The sequence below is a fragment of the Streptococcus sp. 2020WUSS089 genome, assembly GCF_044427405.1.
Taxonomy (GTDB): Bacteria; Bacillota; Bacilli; order Lactobacillales; family Streptococcaceae; genus Streptococcus; species Streptococcus hashimotonensis.
This window is the reverse complement of sequence record NZ_JAOTGD010000016.1, coordinates 16,774-37,548: the sequence shown is the minus strand read 5'-3', so window position 1 is coordinate 37,548 and position 20,775 is coordinate 16,774. Positions and strand designations below refer to the sequence as shown.

Below are 20,775 nucleotides of genomic sequence, written 5' to 3'. Positions count from 1 at the left end.
GTAAAAGTGCTCTAATGATATTTGATAAACACGCTAATTTGAAATATAAGTATGGAAATCGAAAGTTTTGGGCTAGAGGCTACTATGTTAGTACCGTTGGGCTGAACGAAAAGACAGTTGCGAAATACATTCGCGAGTAAACAACTAATCTGGGAGATTAGTTGTTCAATGACATTGCACTTGATAAATTGAGCGTCAAAGAGTATGAAGATCCATTTTCAGATGGCAGTTTTAGAACAAGATAAAAGCCCGTTGTTACGGGCATTAGTCAAGTAATTATAGCACTAACCTGAACGAAGTTCAGCGAACGTCTTTAGACGTCGCTGGAGAGAAACGGCTTATAGCCGGTGTACAAGCCACCCGTTTTCACGGGTGGTTATGACTTTGGATAGTATGCCATCAGTATTTTTCTAATTTCTTCGCTTCTTTTTTACCTTTTTCAGCGATATGGAGGAAATAAATAGACCAAGCAAGGAAAAATAACGGAATGATGCCACTTCTAAACAATGCGAATGGGGTTTCAAAGAGAAAACCAAACCAAAAACTGGTACCAGTCCGTTCCCATAGTCCTGGAGTTAGGTACCAGGATTTAGGATTCCAAAGTGTGTATCCATTTTGGAGTCCAACTTGGTAATGGATAAAAAATAAAGTCAGAAATAATCCGAAATAGGAGTAGGCATAATTTTGGTAGCGTGAATAGAATGCTTTTTTCGATTCGGTATCAGAAAAAATTTCTGTGCTTGAAGCTTCGATTGTTTGTTGAAAATAATGGATGCCACATCTACGACTACCTTGTATAGGTTGCCAACCACAGTCTTCAAATAGAGAGAGGTAATTTGAATATTCTCCTTTTGCAATATGTTCATGAAAATCAAGGCGTACGGGATGAGGGGGTCGACTACATTTTTCAAAATGATAGGCTGCTGTCCATGGAGTTACTTTGACAAGCTGATAACCTTCGGATTGAATCGAATTAATCCAATGTTCTTCCTCTTGTAAACTGGTGAATAATTTGTGTCTTATCATGGCTTCCTCCTTAAAAACCTAATTCTTTGGCAATATGATGTAGTTTTTGAATACGCTGTGTTTCCAGTTTAATAATCTCTTGTCCCGTTGCTGTTACTTGATAGACTTTTCTTCTTTTATCGGAACTTGGAACGGAACAAATCCATTTTAGTTTCAAAAGATTCTCAATCGCTCCATACATGGTTCCTGCAGCAATTTTCACATCACCATCACTCATATCCTCTACTTTTTGCATGATATGGTAGCCATGGGCAGGTTCCAAGAGGGCTAATAGAATATAGTAGGTTGTCTCCGTTAAGGGGAGGTGCTTGTTCCTTTTCATTTGGCTTCTCCTATGTAGTTCAAATGTGCAGTTGTACTATGTATTATATATCGGAAAACTATACATGTCAACTGTATAGTGAAGAAGATTTTAAAAATCTTCTCAATCCTTGCCATTTATGGTATAATAAAGCGATTTTATAAAATGTAGGAGGTTCCCCATGGGACGTAAATGGGCCAATATTGTAGCCAAGAAAACCGCAAAAGACGGTGCTAACTCAAAAGTTTACGCCAAATTTGGTGTTGAAATCTATGTAGCAGCGAAAAAGGGTGACCCAGATCCAGAAACAAACTCAGCGCTGAAATTTGTTATCGACCGTGCTAAGCAAGCGCAGGTTCCAAAACACATCATTGACAAGGCCATTGACAAGGCAAAAGGAAACACAGATGAAACCTTCGTGGAAGGTCGTTACGAAGGCTTTGGACCAAATGGTTCTATGATTATCGTTGATACCTTGACATCAAACGTAAACCGTACCGCAGCCAATGTTCGCTCTGCCTTTGGTAAAAACGGTGGAAACATGGGTGCATCTGGTTCCGTATCATTCATGTTTGATAAAAAAGGTGTGGTTGTATTTGCTGGTGATGATGCAGATGCCATCTTCGAATTGCTCTTAGAAGCAGATGTTGAAGTCGATGATGTAGAAGCAGAAGACGGCACAATCACTGTCTATACAGCTCCAACGGATTTGCACAAGGCAATCGTGGCACTCAAAGAATCAGGAATTCAAGAGTTCAACGTTACTGAACTTGAAATGATTCCACAATCAGAAGTATCACTTGAAGGCGATGACCTCGCAACATTTGAAAAACTCTACGACGCCCTCGAAGACGACGAAGACGTCCAAAAAATCTACACGAATGTAGATGGCTTTTAAGCAACAAAAATTGTCCATGAGGACAATTTTTGGCTTAAAAGGTTGGAGATTGGAACTGCCGGCAGGCAGTTTTCTTTGTATCCAATTGCTCAAAGACGATAGTTGGTTGGAACTAGAGAGTGGGGGATTTTATCTTAAGTTCGAAGAAGGTACGATGGAAAAATTTTCGGTGGCTGATAGTAGAGTGCTTGACAGATGAGGTATAAGGAAAAACTATAGCCAGGCTTTGGAAATATCTATTTGAATGGTCACGGGTTTTCTGTTATCATAGAACGGTAATAAGATTAGGAGAATGTATGTCAAATAATTTACTTGTTTTACAATCAGATTTTGGTTTAGTTGATGGTGCAGTTTCAGCGATGATTGGTGTTGCTCTCCAAGAATCGAGAGATTTAGTTGTTCACCATCTAACACATGATATTACTCCGTACAATATCTTTGAAGGTTCTTATCGCCTCTTTCAAACGGTCGAATACTGGCCGGAGGGGACAACATTTGTTTCGGTTGTTGACCCAGGAGTTGGTTCAAAACGTAAGAGTGTAGTGGCTTTGACCGAACAAAATCACTATATTGTAACGCCAGATAATGGGACGCTATCCTTCATCAAAAAATATGTGGGGATAAAGGCGGTTCGAGAAATTTCAGAGGTGGCCAATCGCCGTGCCAATACAGAACATTCGTACACCTTCCATGGTCGAGATGTTTATGCCTATACGGGAGCTAAATTGGCTTCTGGACACATTAGCTTTGAAGAAGTTGGTCCAGAATTAAGCGTGGATAAGATTGTGGAAATTCCAACAGTCCCAACGGAAGTTGGTTCAGATTATGTAAAAGGCGCAATTGATATTCTAGATGTTAGATTCGGCTCGCTTTGGACCTCGATTACGAGGGAAGAATTTTACACCTTGCAACCGCAGTTTGAAGATCGCTTTGAAGTGACCATATACAATAACGACATGCTTGTGTATCAAAACCAAGTAACCTACGGCAAGTCTTTTGCGGATGTACGTATCGGACAGCCATTGATTTATATCAATTCCCTCTATCGTGTAGGTGTTGCGATTAATCAGGGCTCATTTGCCAAGGCTTATAATGTCGGTGTAGGTCAAAACTGGCATATTGAAATCAAACGTATTAGTAATTAAAGAAATTTTAGGAGATAGTTATGAAAAATAATTCAATCAAAACAGTCGTTGCTACTGGTATCGGCGCAGCCCTCTTTGTGGTTATTGGTTTGCTGATTAGTATTCCAACCTTTGTACCAAATACCTACATTCAATTGCAGTATGCAGTTCAGTCGCTCTTGTCAATTGTTTTTGGACCAATTGTTGGTTTCTTTGTAGGGCTTATTGGTCATGCCTTTATAGACGCACTGCGAGGTGGGTCGCCTTGGTGGTCATGGGTTCTAGCCTCAGCAGTTTTTGGCTTGGTGTTAGGTTTTGCTAGAAATCGTCTGCGTATTCAAGAAGGAATTTTTGACGGAAAAGATATTTTTGCTTTCAATATTTTTCAAGTAGTAGCTAACCTCATTGCTTGGGGAATCATTGCCCCAGTTTTAGATATTCTTATCTACAGTGAGGCGGCGAATAAGGTCTTTGCACAGGGACTTGTAGCAGGTATTGTAAACAGTATTACGGTTGCTATTGCAGGGACACTCCTTTTGGCTGTTTACGCAAAATCTCAAACGAAGACAGGTAGCTTGTCTAAAGATTAAGTTTTTATTTTCCCTAGAAAAGATTCTAGGGTTTTTCAATACAAAAAAATACATATATGATATAATAATATAAAACAAACGAAAACATGTGTTCAAGGGGAGAAGTATGGTCTGGACAGAAGAAAAGTTGGGACCGATTATTCATTCTATACTCAATCCTGACGAGGAAGTTTTAAGTCTTTATCAATCGAAAACGACGAAATCAATTTATGGATGCATTCTTTGGAATAGTTATTATTATAAGGTTTTCCGAGTTAGTAACCACCCATCACAATCTACATATAAACAGCCAACTTTTTATGATTTCCATGGCGAATTTTATATGAAGGGAGCGATTCGGACCTACCTTTACCACACGAACAGTTGGTATGAACTTAGTAAACAAGGCTACTACCTTCTTCTCTTTTTTCAAAAGTTATGGGATGAAAAGCAAGAGGTGGAGGCGAGTTGGCAAAATGGTAGGATGCAGATTCGCTTAGTGGTTGAAGAAGAGGGGTGGCAAGTCCATTACCGTTTTCCAGATCATCAGGCAAGGGAGGTTGAACGCCTATTGGCCTCAGGCATGCTGGTTGCCATTCGCCCCTCCAGAAATTTTATCAAGATACGGACGAGTCGTTTTGTTGCACCGTATATAGCTCTAATCAAACAGCGTCAACTTTATCGAAAAAAGCCGAGTAAAGCTATGCTCCAGTGGGAAAAATATCAAAGTCAACTTATTGAAATCCAAAGGACCTATCGGCTAGTGGAGGAAAATGCTCCGCAAACTTTTTTTGGACACTGGTTGAAGAAGGTCCAACTCTATCTCTGCTCTGCCATTGCCAGCTATTGGGAAGAAGTTGTTAAAGGAGTGGAGTGGTAGGAGGCAAGAGAAATCAAAGAGCAAAGGAAAATTGAGAAGCCACATAATCCTATTGAAGATAAATGGAAGGAAAATATTGCTAGACGCCATAAGCGAAAAGTGGACCAACTTATCGGACATGATACCTTGGAAAAACTCCGACAGCTGAAAATAGAATTAGACGACTAAGAAGTTATAGCGAACCTTCAATAAATGCGGTAGCATGTCATCCATGTTACCGTATTTTTTACATATAAGCACTGAACCTGCGAATAGAGGTTCTAAATTTTCAGTTCAGATTTTTGTCTTTTGAGGGGCTAAACGATATAATCGTAAGGTATCATTTATTAGAAATGACAGAGTTTTATCATCTATTGCAAAGATTGAGAAGGAGAAATCATGTCAAAAGACATTCGTGTATTACTTTATTATAAATATGTCCCAATTGAAAATGCGGAAGCCTATGCTGCGGAGCATCTAGCTTTCTGTAAGTCTATCGGACTCAAAGGACGTATTTTGATTGCTGATGAGGGAATCAACGGTACTGTTTCTGGTGACTATGAAACAACTCAAAAGTACATGGACTACGTTCATGCAAACCCATTGTTCAGCGATTTGTGGTTTAAGATTGATGAAGAAAATGAGCAAGCTTTCAAGAAAATGTTTGTTCGTTATAAAAAAGAAATTGTCCACCTTGGTTTGGAAGACAATGACTTTGACAACGATATTGACCCACTTGTAACAACAGGTGCCTACTTGTCACCAAAAGAGTTCAAAGAAGCTCTCTTGGACGAAGATACAGTTGTTTTGGATACACGTAATGACTACGAGTACGACCTTGGGCATTTCCGTGGTGCCATCCGCCCAGACATCCGCAACTTCCGTGAATTGCCACAATGGGTCCGTGATAACAAAGAGAAATTCATGGACAAGCGCGTAGTTGTTTACTGTACTGGTGGTGTTCGCTGTGAGAAATTCTCAGGTTGGATGGTTCGTGAAGGCTACAAGGATGTCGGCCAGCTCCACGGTGGTATCGCAACCTATGGTAAAGACCCAGAAGTTCGTGGCGAATTGTGGGATGGTAAGATGTATGTCTTTGACGAGCGTATCGCGGTCGATGTTAACCATGTTAACCCAGTTGTCGTTGGTAAGGACTGGTTCGATGGCACACCATGTGAGCGCTATGTCAACTGTGGCAATCCATTCTGTAACCGTCGTATTTTGACATCAGAAGAGAATGAGCACAAGTATGTTCGTGGCTGTTCAGCTGAATGCCGTGCTCATGAGCGCAACCGTTACATTTCTGAAAACGGCTTGACTCGTCAAGAATGGGCAGAACGCTTGGAAGCGATTGGGGAAACTCTGACTCCAGCAAATGCTTAGTAATACCAAAATTGCATTGAAAAATCAGTGCAATTTTTTTGTTCAATCAGAATTCTTTATATTTTTTTCAGTCCATTCTATACGAAGCCGATCAATTAGAAAAGAGAAGGAGATGAAGTCTTGATTTCGCTTAATGTGGTGAGTAGAGAAGAAGTGGGTAGACTTATCGAGCGTGTTGAAGCAAATGGTGGACCAATTGCAGCTCGCTCGACAGATGCCCACGGCTTTTATGGAGCAAGTTTTACGGACCTTGATGGGGATCATTTTAATGTGATTGTGAGGTAAGAAGGTAGAATTCATCTGCTCTAGAATCATGGATGAAGGTATTTGAAAAGGGAGAAACTGATGATTCTTCCTTTTTTTCAGAGTCAATTTACGCTATAATAGTCCTATGAAAAAAATCATTGAGTTTAAAGATTTTACATTTAGATACCAAGCGCAACAGGAACCTACTTTAAAAGATATTCAGTTAACGATTTATCAGGGAGAGAAAGTTCTGATTATTGGCCCATCTGGTTCAGGAAAGTCGACGATTGGACAATGTCTTAATGGTATTATTCCCAATATTTACAAGGGAGAACATAGCGGAAGTTTACTATTGGATGGTCAGGAAGCTTTTAATCTTTCGGTTTATGATAAGTCCTTGCTCGTATCAACGGTTCTTCAAGATACAGATGGTCAATTCATTGGCTTATCAGTTGCCGAGGACCTAGCATTTGCCTTGGAAAACGACATGGAAAGCCAGGTGGTGATGAAGCAAAAAGTAGGAGATTGGGCAGAAAGACTGTCTTTGACCGATTTGCTGGCACATCGACCACAAGATTTATCTGGAGGTCAAAAGCAACGTGTCAGTCTGGGCGGAGTTCTTATTGATGAGAGTCCTATTTTGTTGTTTGATGAGCCACTTGCTAATTTAGATCCCAAATCGGGCCAAGATACGATTGATTTGATTGACCGTCTGCACAAGCAAGAAGGGACCACAACCATTATTATCGAACACCGTTTAGAGGACGTACTGTATCGTCAGGTGGACCGAGTTGTATTGATTAATGACGGTCGGATTTTGTTCAATGGAGGACCTGATGATTTATTACGTACCTCATTGTTACAGGAAAACGGCATCCGTGAACCCTTATATCTATCGACTCTTCGCGCCTTAGGGTATCCGATTGCGCAGTCAGAACACCTCTCCTCAGTTTGGGAAATTGATATTGAGGCTTTGAATATAGCATCCCTACCGACTCTACACTTTGAAAATGGAGAGAAAGAGGCTTTGTTAGAAGTCGAGCATCTTCATTTTTCCTATCCTAACAAACAAGTTCTTACAGACATTCAACTGACGATTCATAAGGGGGAACGTCTAGCTATTGTTGGAAAAAATGGTGCTGGGAAATCTACTTTAGCCAAGGTGCTTTGTGGTTTTATTCAGGGTGAGGGTGAGATTCTCTGGAAGGGGCAGTCAATCAAAGAAGATTCTGTCAAAGAGCGAGCAGAACGGATTGGTTATGTTCTTCAGAATCCCAACCAAATGATTAGCCAAACGATGATCTTTGATGAGGTTGCCCTTGGTTTGCGCATGCGAGGGGTGACAGAAGAAGAAATCGAACACCGAGTTCACCATATTTTGAAGGTATGTGGCCTGTATCCGTTTCGTAATTGGCCGATTTCGGCACTTTCGTATGGGCAGAAAAAACGGGTAACGATAGCATCTATCTTGGTTCTCAATCCAGAAATTATTTTGCTAGATGAGCCAACAGCAGGACAAGATCAACGGCATTATCGGGAAATGATGGAGTTTTTGGACCAATTAAATGCTCAAGGGCACACCATTGTCATGATTACCCATGACATGCAACTCATGCTAGATTATTCAGATAGAGCTGTTGTTGTGGTGGATGGGCAGATTATTGAAGATGCCAGTCCAGCAGAAATTTTATCTGATGATACGGTGATTGAGCGAGCCAATTTAAAAGAAACATCAATTTTTCACTTGGCGGAGAGGTTGGGAGTTAATCCTTTAGAATTAACCACGTTTTATATGCAGGAAGAAAGGAGAGGAAGATGAGTCAACAAAAACTAATTGGTTACCATCCAGGAACTGGCTTTATTCATAGTTTATCGGCTGTCAGTAAATTACTCTTTTTTCTCATAGTTTCCATTCTTGCTATGATTACTTACGATACCCGCTTGATTCTTTTTATCGCAGTATTTTCTCTAGCCTTGTTCAAAATGTCAGGGATTCGTTATAAAGAAATCTCTCTTGTTTTAATTCTGACGATCATTTTTGCTGCAATGAATGCCCTGATGGTTCACTTGTTTGCACCACGGTATGGAGTGGAACTTTACGGAGCAGACACTCCCTTGCTATCAGGTCTGGGAGTTTATTCCTTGACGAGTCAGCAAGCATTTTATCTGGTAAATCTTCTCTTGAAGTATTTTTGTACAGTTCCTTTAGCGATTATCTTTCTCATGACCACTCATCCTAGCCAGTTTGCTTCCAGCTTGAATCAAATTGGGGTATCCTACAAAGTTGCTTACGCAGTCAGTTTGACCATGCGCTATATTCCAGATATTCAAGAAGAGTTTTATACGATTCGAATGTCTCAAGAAGCGCGTGGTTTGGAATTGTCCAGGAAAGGAAAATTGATGGATCGTATAAAAGGGAATCTATCCCTTGTCATTCCTCTGATTTTCAGCTCCTTGGAGAGGATTGATACGATTTCAACGGCTATGGAATTGCGGCGTTTTGGAAAGAATAAAAAAAGAACATGGTATACCCAACAGCCTCTACAGAGAATAGATTACGCTGTCTTGCTATTTATTCTTGCTCTAGTAGTTGTGACAATCTATCTATTTTTTGTTAATCAGGGTCGATTCTATAATCCGTGGCGATGATTATTGAGTTTATTGGGCCGATTAACCCTTTATCGTTGACATATAGGAAATATACTGTTACAGTAGAGAATGTAAATAAGTTTAGAGTTTAAGTATCAGTTTCATCTTTTGTTTTTCCTCTTGATAAGTTTTACAAATAAATAAAAAGAGGTAACACAAATGGTACAAGGTACAGTTAAATGGTTTAATGCAGAAAAGGGATTTGGTTTTATTGCTCAAGAAAACGGTCCAGATGTATTTGCACACTTTTCTGAAATTCAGTCTAATGGTTTTAAATCTTTGGAAGATGGTCAAAAAGTGACATTTGAAGTGGAGCAAGGCCAACGTGGTCTTCAAGCAACCAATATTACAAAAATTGGATAATAAAAGAGCGGGTTTCTTAGTGAAACTCGCTTTTCTTATGTTTAAAGGGGTCTTTTATTTGGCATACCAGCTTTGCGTGGAAACTTATTTGGAGTTTCCTTTTTCTTTTCGACGATGGTCAATGTTCGAGGGTCGCCATTTGGAAGAGTATAGTCGTGGTTTTCGATGACTTTTGCGAAGAGGAGATTGAGTGCATTTTTTGCCTGGGTCAATTCATCTTCTGCGCTGGACGCCTTGAGTGCGATTAATTTTCCGTTGAGCTTCAAATAAGGAATAGTCAATTCAGAAAGAATCTGCATGCGGGCAACTGCGCGTGCTGTGACAAGGTCAAATTGTGAACGGAAGTTCTTATCTTGTGCAAAGTCTTCTGCACGACCATGATAGAAATGAACACCTTCGAGCTCTAGTTCTTCGGCAAGCAAATGTAAAAAGTTAATTCGTTTATTAAGAGAATCAATGATGGTAACATCTAGTTGCGGAAAGATAATCTTCATAGGTAGGCTAGGAAATCCAGCTCCAGCTCCAATATCTAAAAGCCGAAGAGGTTCGTTCTGAATATGGCCTTGCAGGATTGGAGCGCTAGAATCGTAGAAATGCTTCAGATAGACTTCGCTTTCTTCGGTAATAGCTGTCAGATTGATTTTCTCATTCCATTCCACCAATAGTTGGAAATAGCGATGAAATTGGTGTTTTTGTTGGTCAGTTAATTGAATACCTTGGTCTGCCAAGGTTTTATAAAATACTTCAGGTTTCATAATCTTATCTTATCATAATTTAAGCAAAAGAAAAACCCAGAAGAGTCTGGGAATTTTCTTATTGACCATCTGTCTGTCCCGTCGCAGGATTGTTTCCTGTTGTTGCAGTTTCAGTTGAAGAAGTTGCAGTCTCGGTTGAAGTTCCAGATGATGTTTCGCTTGATGTTGTCGTCGCTTCGGTTGTTTCACTAGTTTCAGTCGAACTAGAAGAACTTGTACTAGAGCTAGTGTACGTGTTATAAGCATTGGAGAGTGAGCGACTACCTCTGAGATAGTAGTTGGAACCGTAACGTACGAGTCCGCTTGGCATCTCCCAATCGGTAGCAGTATAGTCCGAATGCATAAAGAGCATCATATTGTGGTAGACATCTGTTGCAATTCGCATGCTGTTATCAAGGATAGGAGTCATACGATTGGTATATCCGGTCCAAACAGCCATTGCATACTGACTAGAATATCCAACGAAGTTTTCATCAGGAACGACCATGTAGCTATAATTTGCTTCTGGAATTGCAGCTAGAATAGTATCTGTTTCGCTATCGGTATAGTTTGATGTACCTGTTTTACCTGCCATAGGAACTCCACTAACAGAAGCGTTTAATCCATAACCATAGGACATAACAGCCTTCATCATATCGGTCATCATGTAGGCTGTTTCGGCAGACATGACTTGAGTCCCTTGAGGAGCGTATTCTGTTACTGTTCCGTCACTAAAGACAATTTTATTGACATACTGCGGAGCGTAGTATGTGCCGCCATTGGCAAAAGCGGCGTAGGCAGCAGCCATCTTTTCACTACTTGCCCCATACTGGCTACCAGTGTCGGATGTATTACTTGAAATAGCATTAGAGTAATGAATATCTGGGTAATCGATACCAACGCTATTCAAAAATTTCAAGGCATTTTCTAAACCTGTAGCTTCCAATGCTTTAACGGCTGTAACATTTCGAGAATACTGAATAGCAGTCTTAACAGAGATATTACCATAGTATTGTTTATCCCAGTTATTGACAGGAGTTGTTGTACCAGGGTAATTATAAGGACCGTCTAAGATTAAATCTGCTGTAGATGTATAAATGCCGTTTTCAAAAGCAGGAGCATAGTCTGTGATTGGCTTCATTGTAGAACCAAAGTCGCGGTTGGTTTCAACGGCTTGGTTGGTACCAAATGAGACGTTTGTTTCTTGTTTACGACCACCTAATTGCGCAACGACTTTACCATTAGAAACATCCACAACCGTTGAAGCTACCTGTAATAAATCATCTGGATAGCTGACATACATATCTGTATTGTAGATATTCCAAAGTTGTTGCTGGGCGGCAGGATCGACGTTCGTATAGACATCCATCCCTGTTGTCAGCAAGTTGTAACCTGTTTTTGCTTCAACTTCTTCAACGACTTGTTTCAGATAGTTGTCCATATAAGCAGGATAAGCAGCTGCATTAGATAATGGTTGCAAACCATCTGTTACAGGTGTTAGAACAGCTTGTTCATACTGGGTATTATCAATGTACTTTTCTTCCAGCATCTCAGCCAATACCAAATCGCGACGTGTTTTTGCATCTTCTGGATTGGTATAAGGATCATATTGGTTTGGCGCTTGGGGCATTCCTGCTAAAAGAGCTAATTGAGGAAGAGTCAAATCTTTTAACTCTTTTCCATAAAAAGCAAGAGCAGCAGTCTTCATACCGTAATTACCATTTGACATATACACCTTGTTGATGTAGTAGGTCAAAATCTCTTGTTTGGTATTGCGCCGTTCCAATTGAGTAGCCAGCCAAGCCTCTTGAATTTTCCGTTTTAGATTTTGATCTTCTACGGATGTCGAGAAATAAGTCAGTTTGATAAACTGCTGGTCAAGTGTCGAGCCACCCTGCAAACGTCCCCCGCTCAAGTTATTAATCAGGGAACCTGCAATACGAATCACGTCAACCCCTCTATGATTGAAGAAGCGTTGGTCTTCGATTGCGACAATCGCATTTACTAAGTCTGTTGGAATTTCTTCAGTCTTGGCACTCGAACGTTTTTCTGCTCCTAAATCTGCAATAAGATTTCCGTTCTTATCGTAAATTTTACTTGATACAGTTGCTGTCAAAGATTCTTCTGTCAATTCTGGAGCGCTTTGGATGTAGTAAACAACCAATGCAGCTCCGGCCAGGCAGGCAATGATAGCCCCCGCAAGTAAAATATTTGCAGTGATTAGAAGAGCTTTTTTAATTGTTGTAGTTTTCAAAAGATTCACCACCTAATAGATTTTTTTCAACGATTTCCAGATATGGGATGCTGGGGAAACGCCCCATTTGAATCTCAAAGCCGTATTGTCGAATAAAGGTTAGAGGCATCGACTTACTACCCATGTCTACTTGATAAAATTCGATCAAATGAGTGGCTGGCAAGAGATAGGTTTCTTTTAATGTTGAAAAGTGAAGAAGGACAAAACAAATGCCACCTTGTTTTACAACCTGTTTCATGTGTTCAATCTGATGCGCATGAAAATTTTTCATAGGCATGGATGCTTTTTGGCGTGTCTCTTTCGCTTCAAAATCAATATAATGTCTTTTAAAAACACCAGAGTAGTCTGTGGTAGATGCCTGTCGAAAGTATGCCTCGACAATCTTAGCACGGCTCCGTTTGGGGTAATCAACTTTTACAATTTGCACGGGAGTTGGCTTCTTGTGAATGACAGCAATATCGTGCGCAAGGTAATATTGATTGCTATCGTTGATAGCGGCCTCAAAAGACATTCCGCGATTAGCAAAGTTTACTCGCTGGGATGAAACAGGACTGGTTCTATTGATTTTTTTTGACACCTTATGAGGATAATTGACCATAGAACTCCTTCTTGATAAAATAATATCAGCATATTATACCATAATTAGCGAAAAGAGTACAAGAAATGGATACTAAGAGCCTTTTGGTAACAGGTTATAGACATACAGACCTGGGAATTTTTTCAGAAAAAGATCCTCGACTGCACATTATTAAATCTGCAATTCGTAGGAATTTTATTCGTTTTTTAGAAGAAGGTGTCAGTTGGTTTATACTGACAGGTCAATTGGGCTTTGAATACTGGGCCTTAGAAGTCTTAGAAGATTTACGAGCCGAGGGGTATCAACTGAGTATTGCAACAATATTTCCATTTGAAAATCATGGCGAACAGTGGAATGAGGCTAACCAAGCAAAGTTAGCACGGTTTAAGCAGGTTGATTTTGTAAAGTATGCCTATCCACGCTATGAAAACCCAGGGCAATTTAGAGACTATAACCAGTTTCTACTGGATAATACGACAGGTTGTTATTTGTTTTACGATTCTGAAAATGAAACCAATTTGAAATATTTATATCACATAGTCTTAAAGAAAGAAGGATATAATAGAAAAACGCTTACCTTTGAAGAATTGAATGAGGAGGCTGAAAATTTTTCAAATTCTGAGTGATTTGACTTGATTTTTCCCTATTTTTTTTAATATAATAGGAGTAGTGACGTTTTAGATTAGGGAGAGAGAGATGGCAAGTATTAAATTTACGACAAAAGATATTTTCGAGCAAGATTTTAAAATTGGTTTTCGTGGCTATGATCAAGATGAAGTGAACGATTTTCTTGATGATATTATGAAAGACTATGATGCTTATGAAGCGATTATCAAGGAATTAAAAGGTGAAATTGCTCGATTGAAAGCGCAGGCAGCAAATTCTCCCAAAACAACTCTTCCTACTGAAGAATCAAACGACGTATTGCGTACAGAACGTCCATCTTCAGCGACAAACTTTGATATTCTCCGCCGTCTGAATCGTCTGGAGAAAGAAGTATTTGGAAAACAAATCGTTCAGGATCAAGAATAGAAAATTGTACACCTAAACTGACACTTTATTCGCAGTTATTTTCTTGTGCACAAATATATTCTGTATTTGTGTCAAGGACATTCCTTGATTTAAAGTGGCTTGCTTTGTAGATACAAGTTCTAAGATATTAAGGTGCAATTTTTGGATAATCGCGTGGTAGTTTTCTACCATGAGGAAAGTCCATGCTAGCACTGGCTGAGATGCCAGTAGTGTTTGTGCTAGGCGAATCAATAAGCCTAGGGACGCCCTTGGGCGTTACGGCGGTTAAAATGGCTAAGTCTTTTGATATGCCAGAGTAGATCTGAAAGTGCCACAGTGACGAAGTTTTTATGGAAACGTAAAAAATGGAACGCGGTAAACCCCTCAAGCTAGCAACCCAAACTTTGGTCGGGGCATGGGATGGATGGAAATGAACAGAAATCCTGACTGTTTAGACAGTAGACAGATGATTATCGAAGGTGGTAGAACCTAGTACCACTGGAACAAAACATGGCTTACAGAAAATTGCATAAAATAGGTAGCTAGCTCTGCTAGCTTTTATTGTAGAGGAAAAAAATGAAAAAACAATTTGAATTGATTGCAACGGCAGCAGCTGGTCTGGAAGCGGTTGTGGGTCGAGAAATTCGTAATCTCGGCTATGAATGTCAAGTGGAAAATGGCCGTGTTCGATTCCAAGGAGATGTAAAATCCATTATCGAAACCAATATCTGGCTGCGTTCAGCAGATAGAATTAAAATCATTGTTGGACAATTTCCAGCAAAGACTTTTGAAGAGTTGTTCCAAGGAGTTTTTAACTTGGACTGGGAAAATTACTTGCCTCTAGGCTGCAAGTTCCCTATTTCCAAGGCCAAATGTGTCAAATCGAAATTGCATAATGAACCAAGTGTGCAGGCTATTTCTAAGAAAGCAGTTGTAAAGAAACTGCAGAAACACTTCTCTCGTCCCGAAGGGGTTCCCTTGCAAGAGATGGGGGCAGAGTTTAAAATTGAAGTGTCGATTTTGAAAGATGTGGCGACAGTCATGATTGATACGACAGGTTCTAGTTTGTTCAAACGTGGTTATCGGGTGGAAAAAGGTGGCGCACCAATCAAAGAAAATATGGCAGCTGCTATTTTGCAATTATCGAATTGGTATCCAGATAAACCGCTTATTGACCCTACTTGCGGATCGGGAACTTTCTGTATTGAGGCAGCTATGTTGGCAAAAAATATAGCTCCAGGTTTGAAGAGAAGTTTTGCATTTGAGGAATGGCCGTGGGTTGAGGATCAATTGGTCGCTGCATTACGCAAAGAAGCGCAAGCTTCTATCAAGGCAGATTTGGTATTAGATATTGCTGGATCAGATATTGATGCTCGTATGATTGAAATTGCGAAGAAGAATGCATTTGCGGCAGGAGTTGAGCAGGATATTGTTTTCAAGCAAATGCGTGTGCAAGACTTGCGTACAGATAAAATTAATGGTGTCATTATTTCTAATCCACCTTACGGAGAACGTTTGTTGGATGATGAAGCCATTGTTACCCTGTATCGAGAAATGGGGCAGACTTTTGAACCACTCAAAACATGGTCTAAGTTTATTCTAACTAGTGATGAGTGGTTTGAAACCCGTTTTGGACAGCAAGCGGATAAGAAGCGCAAACTGTATAATGGTACCCTAAAAGTGGATCTTTATCAATTTTTTGGTCAACGAGTGAAACGTCAAGTGCAAGAAGTGCAAGGATAGGAGGACATCGTGGGAGAAAAAAATAGTCATCATCTTCCTTTGGATGAGGAGAAAGTTTTAGATTTTGAAGTGGCGAAAGATTTAACAATCGAAGAAGCAGTCAAAAAACATAAGGAAATTGAAGCGGGTGTGACAGAAGATGATGGTCTCTTGGATCGTTATATCAAGCAACACCGCGCAGAAATTGAATCTCAAAAATTTGAAACCAAAATCAATCATCTTCCTTTAGTTGAGGTGGCTGATGAGGAAAAAAATCAAGGACATGAAAGCGCGGAAGAGGTAGAAGCAAATGAGTCTTCTCTTACGGAAGTTAGTGAGGAGATTGCTCCTGTTGTAGAAGAACTTTCGGTAACTCCGATGGAAACCTTGGAAGAAACAGTGATTGCAAGTACCGTAGCAATGGAGGGGTTATCTTCAGTGGCAGATGATTCTAGTTTAGAATTGGAAGAAGATGAAGCCGAAGACTTGGACCATAGTGAGGGCGCAGATAGGGACCAGAAAAAGAAATTTTACTTCTGGTCAGCAGTAGGGCTTTCAATGATTGGTGTAATGGCGACGGCGCTGGTTTGGATGAATTCGGTTAACAAATCGAATGCTGTGACTTCTTCAAGTTCAACAAGTACAAGCCAGACGTCATCGACAGCATCAAGTTCGACAGATGCGAATGTGACCGCTTTTGAACAGCTCTATAATAGTTTCTTTACGGATAGTAGTTTGACCAAGCTAAAAAATTCAGAATTTGGTAAATTAGCAGAACTGAAAGTGCTGTTGGAAAAATTGGATAAGAATTCGGACAGTTATACCAAAGCTAAAGAACAGTATGATCATCTTGAAAAAGCCATTGCAGCCATTCAGGCCATTAATGGTCAGTTTGATAAAGAAGTCGTTGTTAATGGTGAAATTGATACAACGGCGACGGTTAAATCAGGAGAATCTCTTTCTGCGACAACGACAGGGATTAGTGCGGTTGACAGTCTATTGGCATCGGTCGTGAATTTTGGTCGTTCACAACAGGAAGTCGCTTCGGCTACGGTAGCAAGTGAGGCTGCAGTCACAAGCAACCAAGGTGCTGATGAAACTGTATCTATTGGTGTACCAGCGACAACAGAAGTCGCTTCAACAACGGTTTCAGGCTCAACAACCGACTTTGGTATTGCCGTGCCAGCTGGTGTCGTCTTGCAACGTGACCGCAGTCGTGTTCCTTATAATCAAGCAATGATTGATGATGTAAACAATGAAGCATGGAATTTCAATCCAGGTATTCTTGAAAATATTGTGACTATCTCGCAACAGCGTGGGTATATAACAGGCAATCAATATATCTTGGAAAAAGTCAATATTATCAACGGCAATGGCTACTATAATATGTTTAAACCAGATGGGACCTACTTGTTCTCTATAAATTGTAAGACAGGCTACTTTGTCGGCAATGGTGCTGGTCATTCTGATGCCTTGGATTATTAAGCAAAAAAGCGGTTTATCCGCTTCGGATTGAAGAAAAAGTCCATTTTGGACAATTTTCTTCAATCTTTTTTTCTTTATGTTGAAAATAAAAAACTCTCAGAAACGCCGAAATATCAATGTTTCTAAGAGTTTAATGACTTGCTATCTTTCGCAAACTTCTTTAATTTTTTATATTTTTAGGAGTTTGTCTACGTTCGGAGCGGTTTATCCGCTTTTTTTGTTAGATTGGTTTTCTTTCAAAGGCGTCGGTAGAGATTCCTTGAGAAAGGATTAGTTTGGCCCATTCTTTAGCTGAATGAAGGCTGTGGTCTTTGTAGTTACCGCATGATTCAATGGTTGTCCCAGGAACATCCTCCCAAGTGATACCTTCTGCAATTTCTTCCAAACTCGACTTGATGACTTGAGCAATCTTTTCAGAGTCTTGTTTTCCCCACATAATCATGTGGAAACCTGTCCGACACCCGAAAGGAGAGCAGTCGATTAGCCCATCGATGCGCTGGCGAATTAGTTTAGCTAATAGATGCTCGATGGTATGTAGACCAGCTGTATCCATTGCATTTTCGTTGGGTTGGATAAGGCGAATATCAAAGTTTGTAATAATGTCTCCTTTGGGTCCGACTTCTTCAGAAATTAAGCGGATGTAAGGTGCTTTTACAATAGTGTGGTCTAGCTCGAAGCTTTCGACAGTGACTTCTTTTTTCATGGTTTCCTCCAAATAAGTGATGAATTTATTATACCATATTTGACAATTTGGAATTGTGAAATCGTTTCAAATATGATAAAATAGATACAGATTTTGTGAAAATCGAATTATAAAAAAGAGGTAGAAATATGGATATCATTACAGTAGTAGTGACACTTGTTTCTGCTCTCATTGGTTTAGTATTAGGTTACTTTGCCATTTCTTTGAAGATGAAATCTGCAAAAGAAACTGCAGAATTGACACTTTTAAACGCAGAACAAGAAGCTAGTAATGTTCGTGGTCGAGCAGAAGAGCAAGCTGAGGTTATTCTAAAAACAGCTGAGCGCGATCGCCAGACCTTGAAAAAAGAATTACTCTTGGAAGCTAAGGAAGAAGCTCGTAAGTACCGAGAAGAAATTGCAGAAGAATTTAAGTCAGAACGTCAAGAGTTGAAGCAAATCGAATCACGCTTGACAGAGCGGGCGACTAGCTTGGACCGCAAAGACGATAATTTGACCAACAAGGAAAAGACTTTGGAACAAAAGGAACAAAGTTTGACCGATAAAGCTAAGCACATTGATGAGCGTGAACAAGAAGTTGTAAAACTCGAAGAGCAAAAAGCTTTGGAGTTAGAACGAGTGGCGGCCCTCAGTCAAGAAGAGGCAAAGGAAATCATCCTTACCGATACACGTGATAAACTGACGCATGAAATTGCGACTCGTATCAAGGAAGCAGAGCGTGAAGTAAAAGAACGTTCTGACAAGATGGCAAAGGACTTGTTAGCCCAAGCGATGCAACGCATATCAGGTGAATATGTGGCTGAGCAGACGATTACATCGGTTCATTTACCGGATGATGCGATGAAGGGACGGATTATTGGACGTGAGGGTCGAAATATTCGTACCTTTGAAAGTCTCACAGGTATCGATGTTATCATTGATGATACACCAGAAGTGGTTGTTCTATCAGGTTTTGATCCGATTCGCCGTGAGATTGCCCGTATGACCATGGAGACCTTGCTTCAAGATGGTCGTATTCATCCAGCTCGTATTGAGGAGTTGGTTGAGAAACACCGTGTAGAAATGGATAACCGTATTCGTGAGTATGGGGAAGCTGCTGCTTATGAAGTTGGGGCACCAAACCTTCATCCAGACTTGATTAAAATCATGGGACGTTTGCATTTCCGTACCTCTTATGGACAAAATGTTCTTCGCCACTCAATCGAAGTTGCTAAATTAGCAGGTGTACTTGCTGCTGAATTGGGCGAGAATGTGAATTTGGCCCGTCGAGCTGGTTTCCTACATGACGTTGGTAAAGCTATTGACCGTGAGGTGGATGGAAGCCACGTTGAAATCGGTACCGAATTGGCTAAGAAATATAAAGAGAATCCAATTGTTATCAATGCGATTGCTAGTCACCATGGCGATGTAGAAGCGACAAGTACTATTGCAGTTATTGTGGCTGCGGCAGATGCTCTGAGCGCTGCTCGTCCAGGTTCGCGTCGTGAATCTATGGAAGCCTATATCAAACGTCTGCAAGACTTGGAAGAAATCGCCAACAGTTTTGAAGGGATTAAACAATCCTATGCTATTCAGGCTGGTCGTGAAATTCGGATTATCGTTCATCCTAACAAGGTCACTGATGATCAGATTACCATCTTGGCCCATGATGTTCGTGAGAAAATTGAAAATAATCTGGATTATCCAGGAAATATCAAAATCACAGTTATCCGTGAAACAAGAGCAACAGATGTTGCTAAGTAAATGTAGAAGAGTCCGAAGGACTCTTTTTCTACTGGCTCAAAGTTCGTTTAGGATTGAGAACAGAAAATATTCTAATCGTATTTAAAAGCAGTTGAAATTCATGCTAAATTTTGTTACACTAGAATGAAAGATTTAAAAGGAGATATCATGAAAGAGCGAGGCTTACTCATTGTCTTTTCTGGCCCATCTGGTGTTGGAAAAGGAACAGTTCGAAAGGAAATTTTTGAAAGCTCTGATAATAAATTTGAATATTCTGTATCCATGACGACACGTCCACAGAGACCGGGAGAAGTTGATGGAGTTGACTATTTCTTCCGTAGTCGTGAGGAATTTGAAGATTTGATTCGCCAGGGTCAAATGTTGGAATATGCAGAGTACGTTGGAAATTACTATGGAACACCTCTGACCTATGTCAATGAAACTCTTGATAAGGGAATTGATGTCTTTTTAGAAATTGAAGTACAGGGTGCCCTCCAAGTGAAGAAAAAGGTTCCAGATGGGGTGTTCATTTTCTTGACACCACCTGACTTGGAGGAGTTGCAAGATCGCTTGATTGGTCGCGGAACGGATAGTGAGGAAATTATTGCTCAACGTATCGAACGTGCCAAGGAAGAGATCGCCTTGATGCGTGAGTATGATTATGCAGTTGTGAACGATGAAGTCCCGTTGGCTGCTGAGCGTGTCAAGCGTATTATCGAAGCAGAACATTTCCGTGTAGACCGAGTGATTGGTCGCTACGATGAAATGATTCGTGAACAGATAGCAGAACGATAAAAGAAAGAAGAGAGAATCGCATTATGATGTTGAAGCCGTCAATTGATACCTTGTTGGATAAGGTACCATCTAAGTATTCTTTGGTTATTCTTGAGGCTAAGCGTGCCCATGAATTGGAAGCAGGTGCCAAACCAACTCAAGAATTTACCTCAGTGAAATCCACTCTACGCGCCTTGGAAGAAATTGAATCAGGTAATGTAGTCATCCACCCAGACCCAGAAGCGAAACGTGAGGCTGTTCGTCGCCGTGCCGAAGAGGCTAAACGTTTGGCAGAAGAAGAAGAGCGTAAAATCAAAGCTCAAATTGCTAAAGAAAAAGAAGAAGGCGAAAAGATTTAGAAACAAGACTCGGTTGG

The 20,775-nt window shown here is 40.3% G+C and carries 23 protein-coding genes, 1 other RNA gene and 1 pseudogene; 19 read left to right on the top strand and 6 right to left on the bottom strand.

Annotated elements, in window-relative coordinates; genetic code table 11:
- Positions 1–245 (top strand): annotated as a pseudogene (locus ODU46_RS09625) (transposase); the annotation flags it as partial.
- A 154-nt stretch (positions 246–399) separates the two neighbouring features.
- On the opposite strand, the gene ODU46_RS09620 reads toward ODU46_RS09625, so the two are convergent.
- Together ODU46_RS09620 and ODU46_RS09615 are read right to left on the bottom strand one after the other, a co-directional pair.
- Positions 400–1,026 (bottom strand): DUF2812 domain-containing protein, encoded by a 627-nt coding sequence (locus ODU46_RS09620; RefSeq protein WP_024379995.1) that lies wholly within the window; start codon positions 1,024–1,026, stop codon positions 400–402.
- A gap of 10 nt (positions 1,027–1,036) precedes the next feature.
- Positions 1,037–1,348: a PadR family transcriptional regulator gene (locus ODU46_RS09615; RefSeq protein WP_004194196.1), complete on the bottom strand. Its 312-nt coding sequence runs from the start codon at positions 1,346–1,348 to the stop codon at positions 1,037–1,039.
- A 160-nt stretch (positions 1,349–1,508) separates the two neighbouring features.
- On the opposite strand from ODU46_RS09615, the gene ODU46_RS09610 reads away from it, so the two are divergent.
- The 10 genes from ODU46_RS09610 to ODU46_RS09565 all read left to right on the top strand — a co-directional run bounded on the left by ODU46_RS09610 (position 1,509) and on the right by ODU46_RS09565 (position 9,418).
- Positions 1,509–2,225, top strand: coding sequence for a YebC/PmpR family DNA-binding transcriptional regulator (locus ODU46_RS09610; RefSeq protein WP_004194195.1), 717 nt, complete (start codon positions 1,509–1,511; stop codon positions 2,223–2,225).
- The gene (locus ODU46_RS09605; RefSeq protein WP_395409109.1) at positions 2,215–2,424 is read left to right on the top strand and encodes a hypothetical protein; all 210 of its coding nucleotides are present in this window, start codon (positions 2,215–2,217) and stop codon (positions 2,422–2,424) included. Before ODU46_RS09610 ends, ODU46_RS09605 begins: the two co-directional genes overlap by 11 nt.
- A gap of 97 nt (positions 2,425–2,521) precedes the next feature.
- A complete protein-coding gene (locus ODU46_RS09600; protein WP_004194192.1) occupies positions 2,522–3,370 on the top strand; it encodes an S-adenosyl-l-methionine hydroxide adenosyltransferase family protein in 849 nt (282 codons plus the stop codon).
- 20 nt (positions 3,371–3,390) lie between these two features.
- Positions 3,391–3,939 (top strand): ECF-type riboflavin transporter substrate-binding protein, encoded by a 549-nt coding sequence (locus ODU46_RS09595; protein ID WP_024401563.1) that lies wholly within the window; start codon positions 3,391–3,393, stop codon positions 3,937–3,939.
- A gap of 106 nt (positions 3,940–4,045) precedes the next feature.
- Positions 4,046–4,798 (top strand): hypothetical protein, encoded by a 753-nt coding sequence (locus ODU46_RS09590; protein WP_398579552.1) that lies wholly within the window; start codon positions 4,046–4,048, stop codon positions 4,796–4,798.
- Positions 4,799–5,176: 378 nt separating this feature from the next.
- Positions 5,177–6,160 (top strand): rhodanese-related sulfurtransferase, encoded by a 984-nt coding sequence (locus tag ODU46_RS09585; RefSeq protein ID WP_023369456.1) that lies wholly within the window; start codon positions 5,177–5,179, stop codon positions 6,158–6,160.
- Between the two features lie 120 nt (positions 6,161–6,280).
- Positions 6,281–6,445: a hypothetical protein gene (locus ODU46_RS09580; protein WP_332420441.1), complete on the top strand. Its 165-nt coding sequence runs from the start codon at positions 6,281–6,283 to the stop codon at positions 6,443–6,445.
- Between the two features lie 106 nt (positions 6,446–6,551).
- Positions 6,552–8,225 (top strand): ABC transporter ATP-binding protein, encoded by a 1,674-nt coding sequence (locus tag ODU46_RS09575; RefSeq protein ID WP_313680631.1) that lies wholly within the window; start codon positions 6,552–6,554, stop codon positions 8,223–8,225.
- Positions 8,222–9,055 (top strand): energy-coupling factor transporter transmembrane protein EcfT, encoded by an 834-nt coding sequence (locus tag ODU46_RS09570; RefSeq protein ID WP_024381722.1) that lies wholly within the window; start codon positions 8,222–8,224, stop codon positions 9,053–9,055. The genes ODU46_RS09575 and ODU46_RS09570 overlap by 4 nt, the downstream gene beginning before the upstream one ends.
- A gap of 159 nt (positions 9,056–9,214) precedes the next feature.
- The gene (locus tag ODU46_RS09565) at positions 9,215–9,418 is read left to right on the top strand and encodes a cold-shock protein (RefSeq protein ID WP_004195223.1); all 204 of its coding nucleotides are present in this window, start codon (positions 9,215–9,217) and stop codon (positions 9,416–9,418) included.
- A gap of 41 nt (positions 9,419–9,459) precedes the next feature.
- Here the strand turns inward: ODU46_RS09565 and rsmG are convergent, their stop codons facing one another.
- The 3 genes from rsmG to recU are packed head-to-tail and all read right to left on the bottom strand — an operon-like array spanning position 9,460 to position 13,004.
- A complete protein-coding gene (gene rsmG / locus ODU46_RS09560; RefSeq protein ID WP_313680632.1) occupies positions 9,460–10,173 on the bottom strand; it encodes a 16S rRNA (guanine(527)-N(7))-methyltransferase RsmG in 714 nt (237 codons plus the stop codon).
- 58 nt (positions 10,174–10,231) lie between these two features.
- The gene (pbp1a, locus tag ODU46_RS09555; protein ID WP_398579551.1) at positions 10,232–12,406 is read right to left on the bottom strand and encodes a penicillin-binding protein PBP1A; all 2,175 of its coding nucleotides are present in this window, start codon (positions 12,404–12,406) and stop codon (positions 10,232–10,234) included.
- Positions 12,387–13,004: a Holliday junction resolvase RecU gene (recU, locus tag ODU46_RS09550; protein ID WP_024384089.1), complete on the bottom strand. Its 618-nt coding sequence runs from the start codon at positions 13,002–13,004 to the stop codon at positions 12,387–12,389. The genes pbp1a and recU overlap by 20 nt, the downstream gene beginning before the upstream one ends.
- A 65-nt stretch (positions 13,005–13,069) precedes the next feature.
- Between recU and ODU46_RS09545 the strand changes: the two genes are divergently transcribed.
- From ODU46_RS09545 to ODU46_RS09525, 5 genes are all read left to right on the top strand, one after another.
- Complete coding sequence (locus ODU46_RS09545) at positions 13,070–13,609, top strand: DUF1273 domain-containing protein (protein WP_105118928.1); 540 nt, start codon at positions 13,070–13,072, stop codon at positions 13,607–13,609.
- A gap of 70 nt (positions 13,610–13,679) precedes the next feature.
- Positions 13,680–14,015 carry a cell division regulator GpsB gene (gene gpsB, locus ODU46_RS09540; RefSeq protein WP_004194167.1) on the top strand — a complete coding sequence of 112 codons (336 nt, stop codon included), beginning with the start codon at positions 13,680–13,682 and terminating at the stop codon, positions 14,013–14,015.
- 137 nt (positions 14,016–14,152) lie between these two features.
- Positions 14,153–14,517, top strand: an RNA gene (gene rnpB, locus ODU46_RS09535) — RNase P RNA component class B.
- Positions 14,518–14,570: 53 nt separating this feature from the next.
- The gene (locus ODU46_RS09530; RefSeq protein WP_398579550.1) at positions 14,571–15,737 is read left to right on the top strand and encodes a class I SAM-dependent RNA methyltransferase; all 1,167 of its coding nucleotides are present in this window, start codon (positions 14,571–14,573) and stop codon (positions 15,735–15,737) included.
- Between the two features lie 9 nt (positions 15,738–15,746).
- On the top strand, positions 15,747–17,201 hold the full coding sequence (locus ODU46_RS09525; RefSeq protein WP_395409101.1) for a cell division site-positioning protein MapZ family protein: 1,455 nt from the start codon (positions 15,747–15,749) through the stop codon (positions 17,199–17,201).
- A 220-nt stretch (positions 17,202–17,421) separates the two neighbouring features.
- Here the strand turns inward: ODU46_RS09525 and ODU46_RS09520 are convergent, their stop codons facing one another.
- Positions 17,422–17,904: an S-ribosylhomocysteine lyase gene (locus ODU46_RS09520; RefSeq protein WP_004194159.1), complete on the bottom strand. Its 483-nt coding sequence runs from the start codon at positions 17,902–17,904 to the stop codon at positions 17,422–17,424.
- Positions 17,905–18,032: 128 nt separating this feature from the next.
- Between ODU46_RS09520 and ODU46_RS09515 the strand changes: the two genes are divergently transcribed.
- From ODU46_RS09515 to rpoZ, 3 genes are all read left to right on the top strand, one after another.
- The gene (locus ODU46_RS09515; RefSeq protein ID WP_024384085.1) at positions 18,033–19,646 is read left to right on the top strand and encodes a ribonuclease Y; all 1,614 of its coding nucleotides are present in this window, start codon (positions 18,033–18,035) and stop codon (positions 19,644–19,646) included.
- Positions 19,647–19,793: 147 nt separating this feature from the next.
- Entirely contained in the window at positions 19,794–20,420 is a 627-nt protein-coding gene (gmk, locus tag ODU46_RS09510; RefSeq protein ID WP_024384084.1) for a guanylate kinase, read from the top strand.
- A 23-nt stretch (positions 20,421–20,443) separates the two neighbouring features.
- A complete protein-coding gene (gene rpoZ / locus ODU46_RS09505) occupies positions 20,444–20,758 on the top strand; it encodes a DNA-directed RNA polymerase subunit omega (RefSeq protein ID WP_004194153.1) in 315 nt (104 codons plus the stop codon).
- Positions 20,759–20,775: the final 17 nt, after the last annotated feature.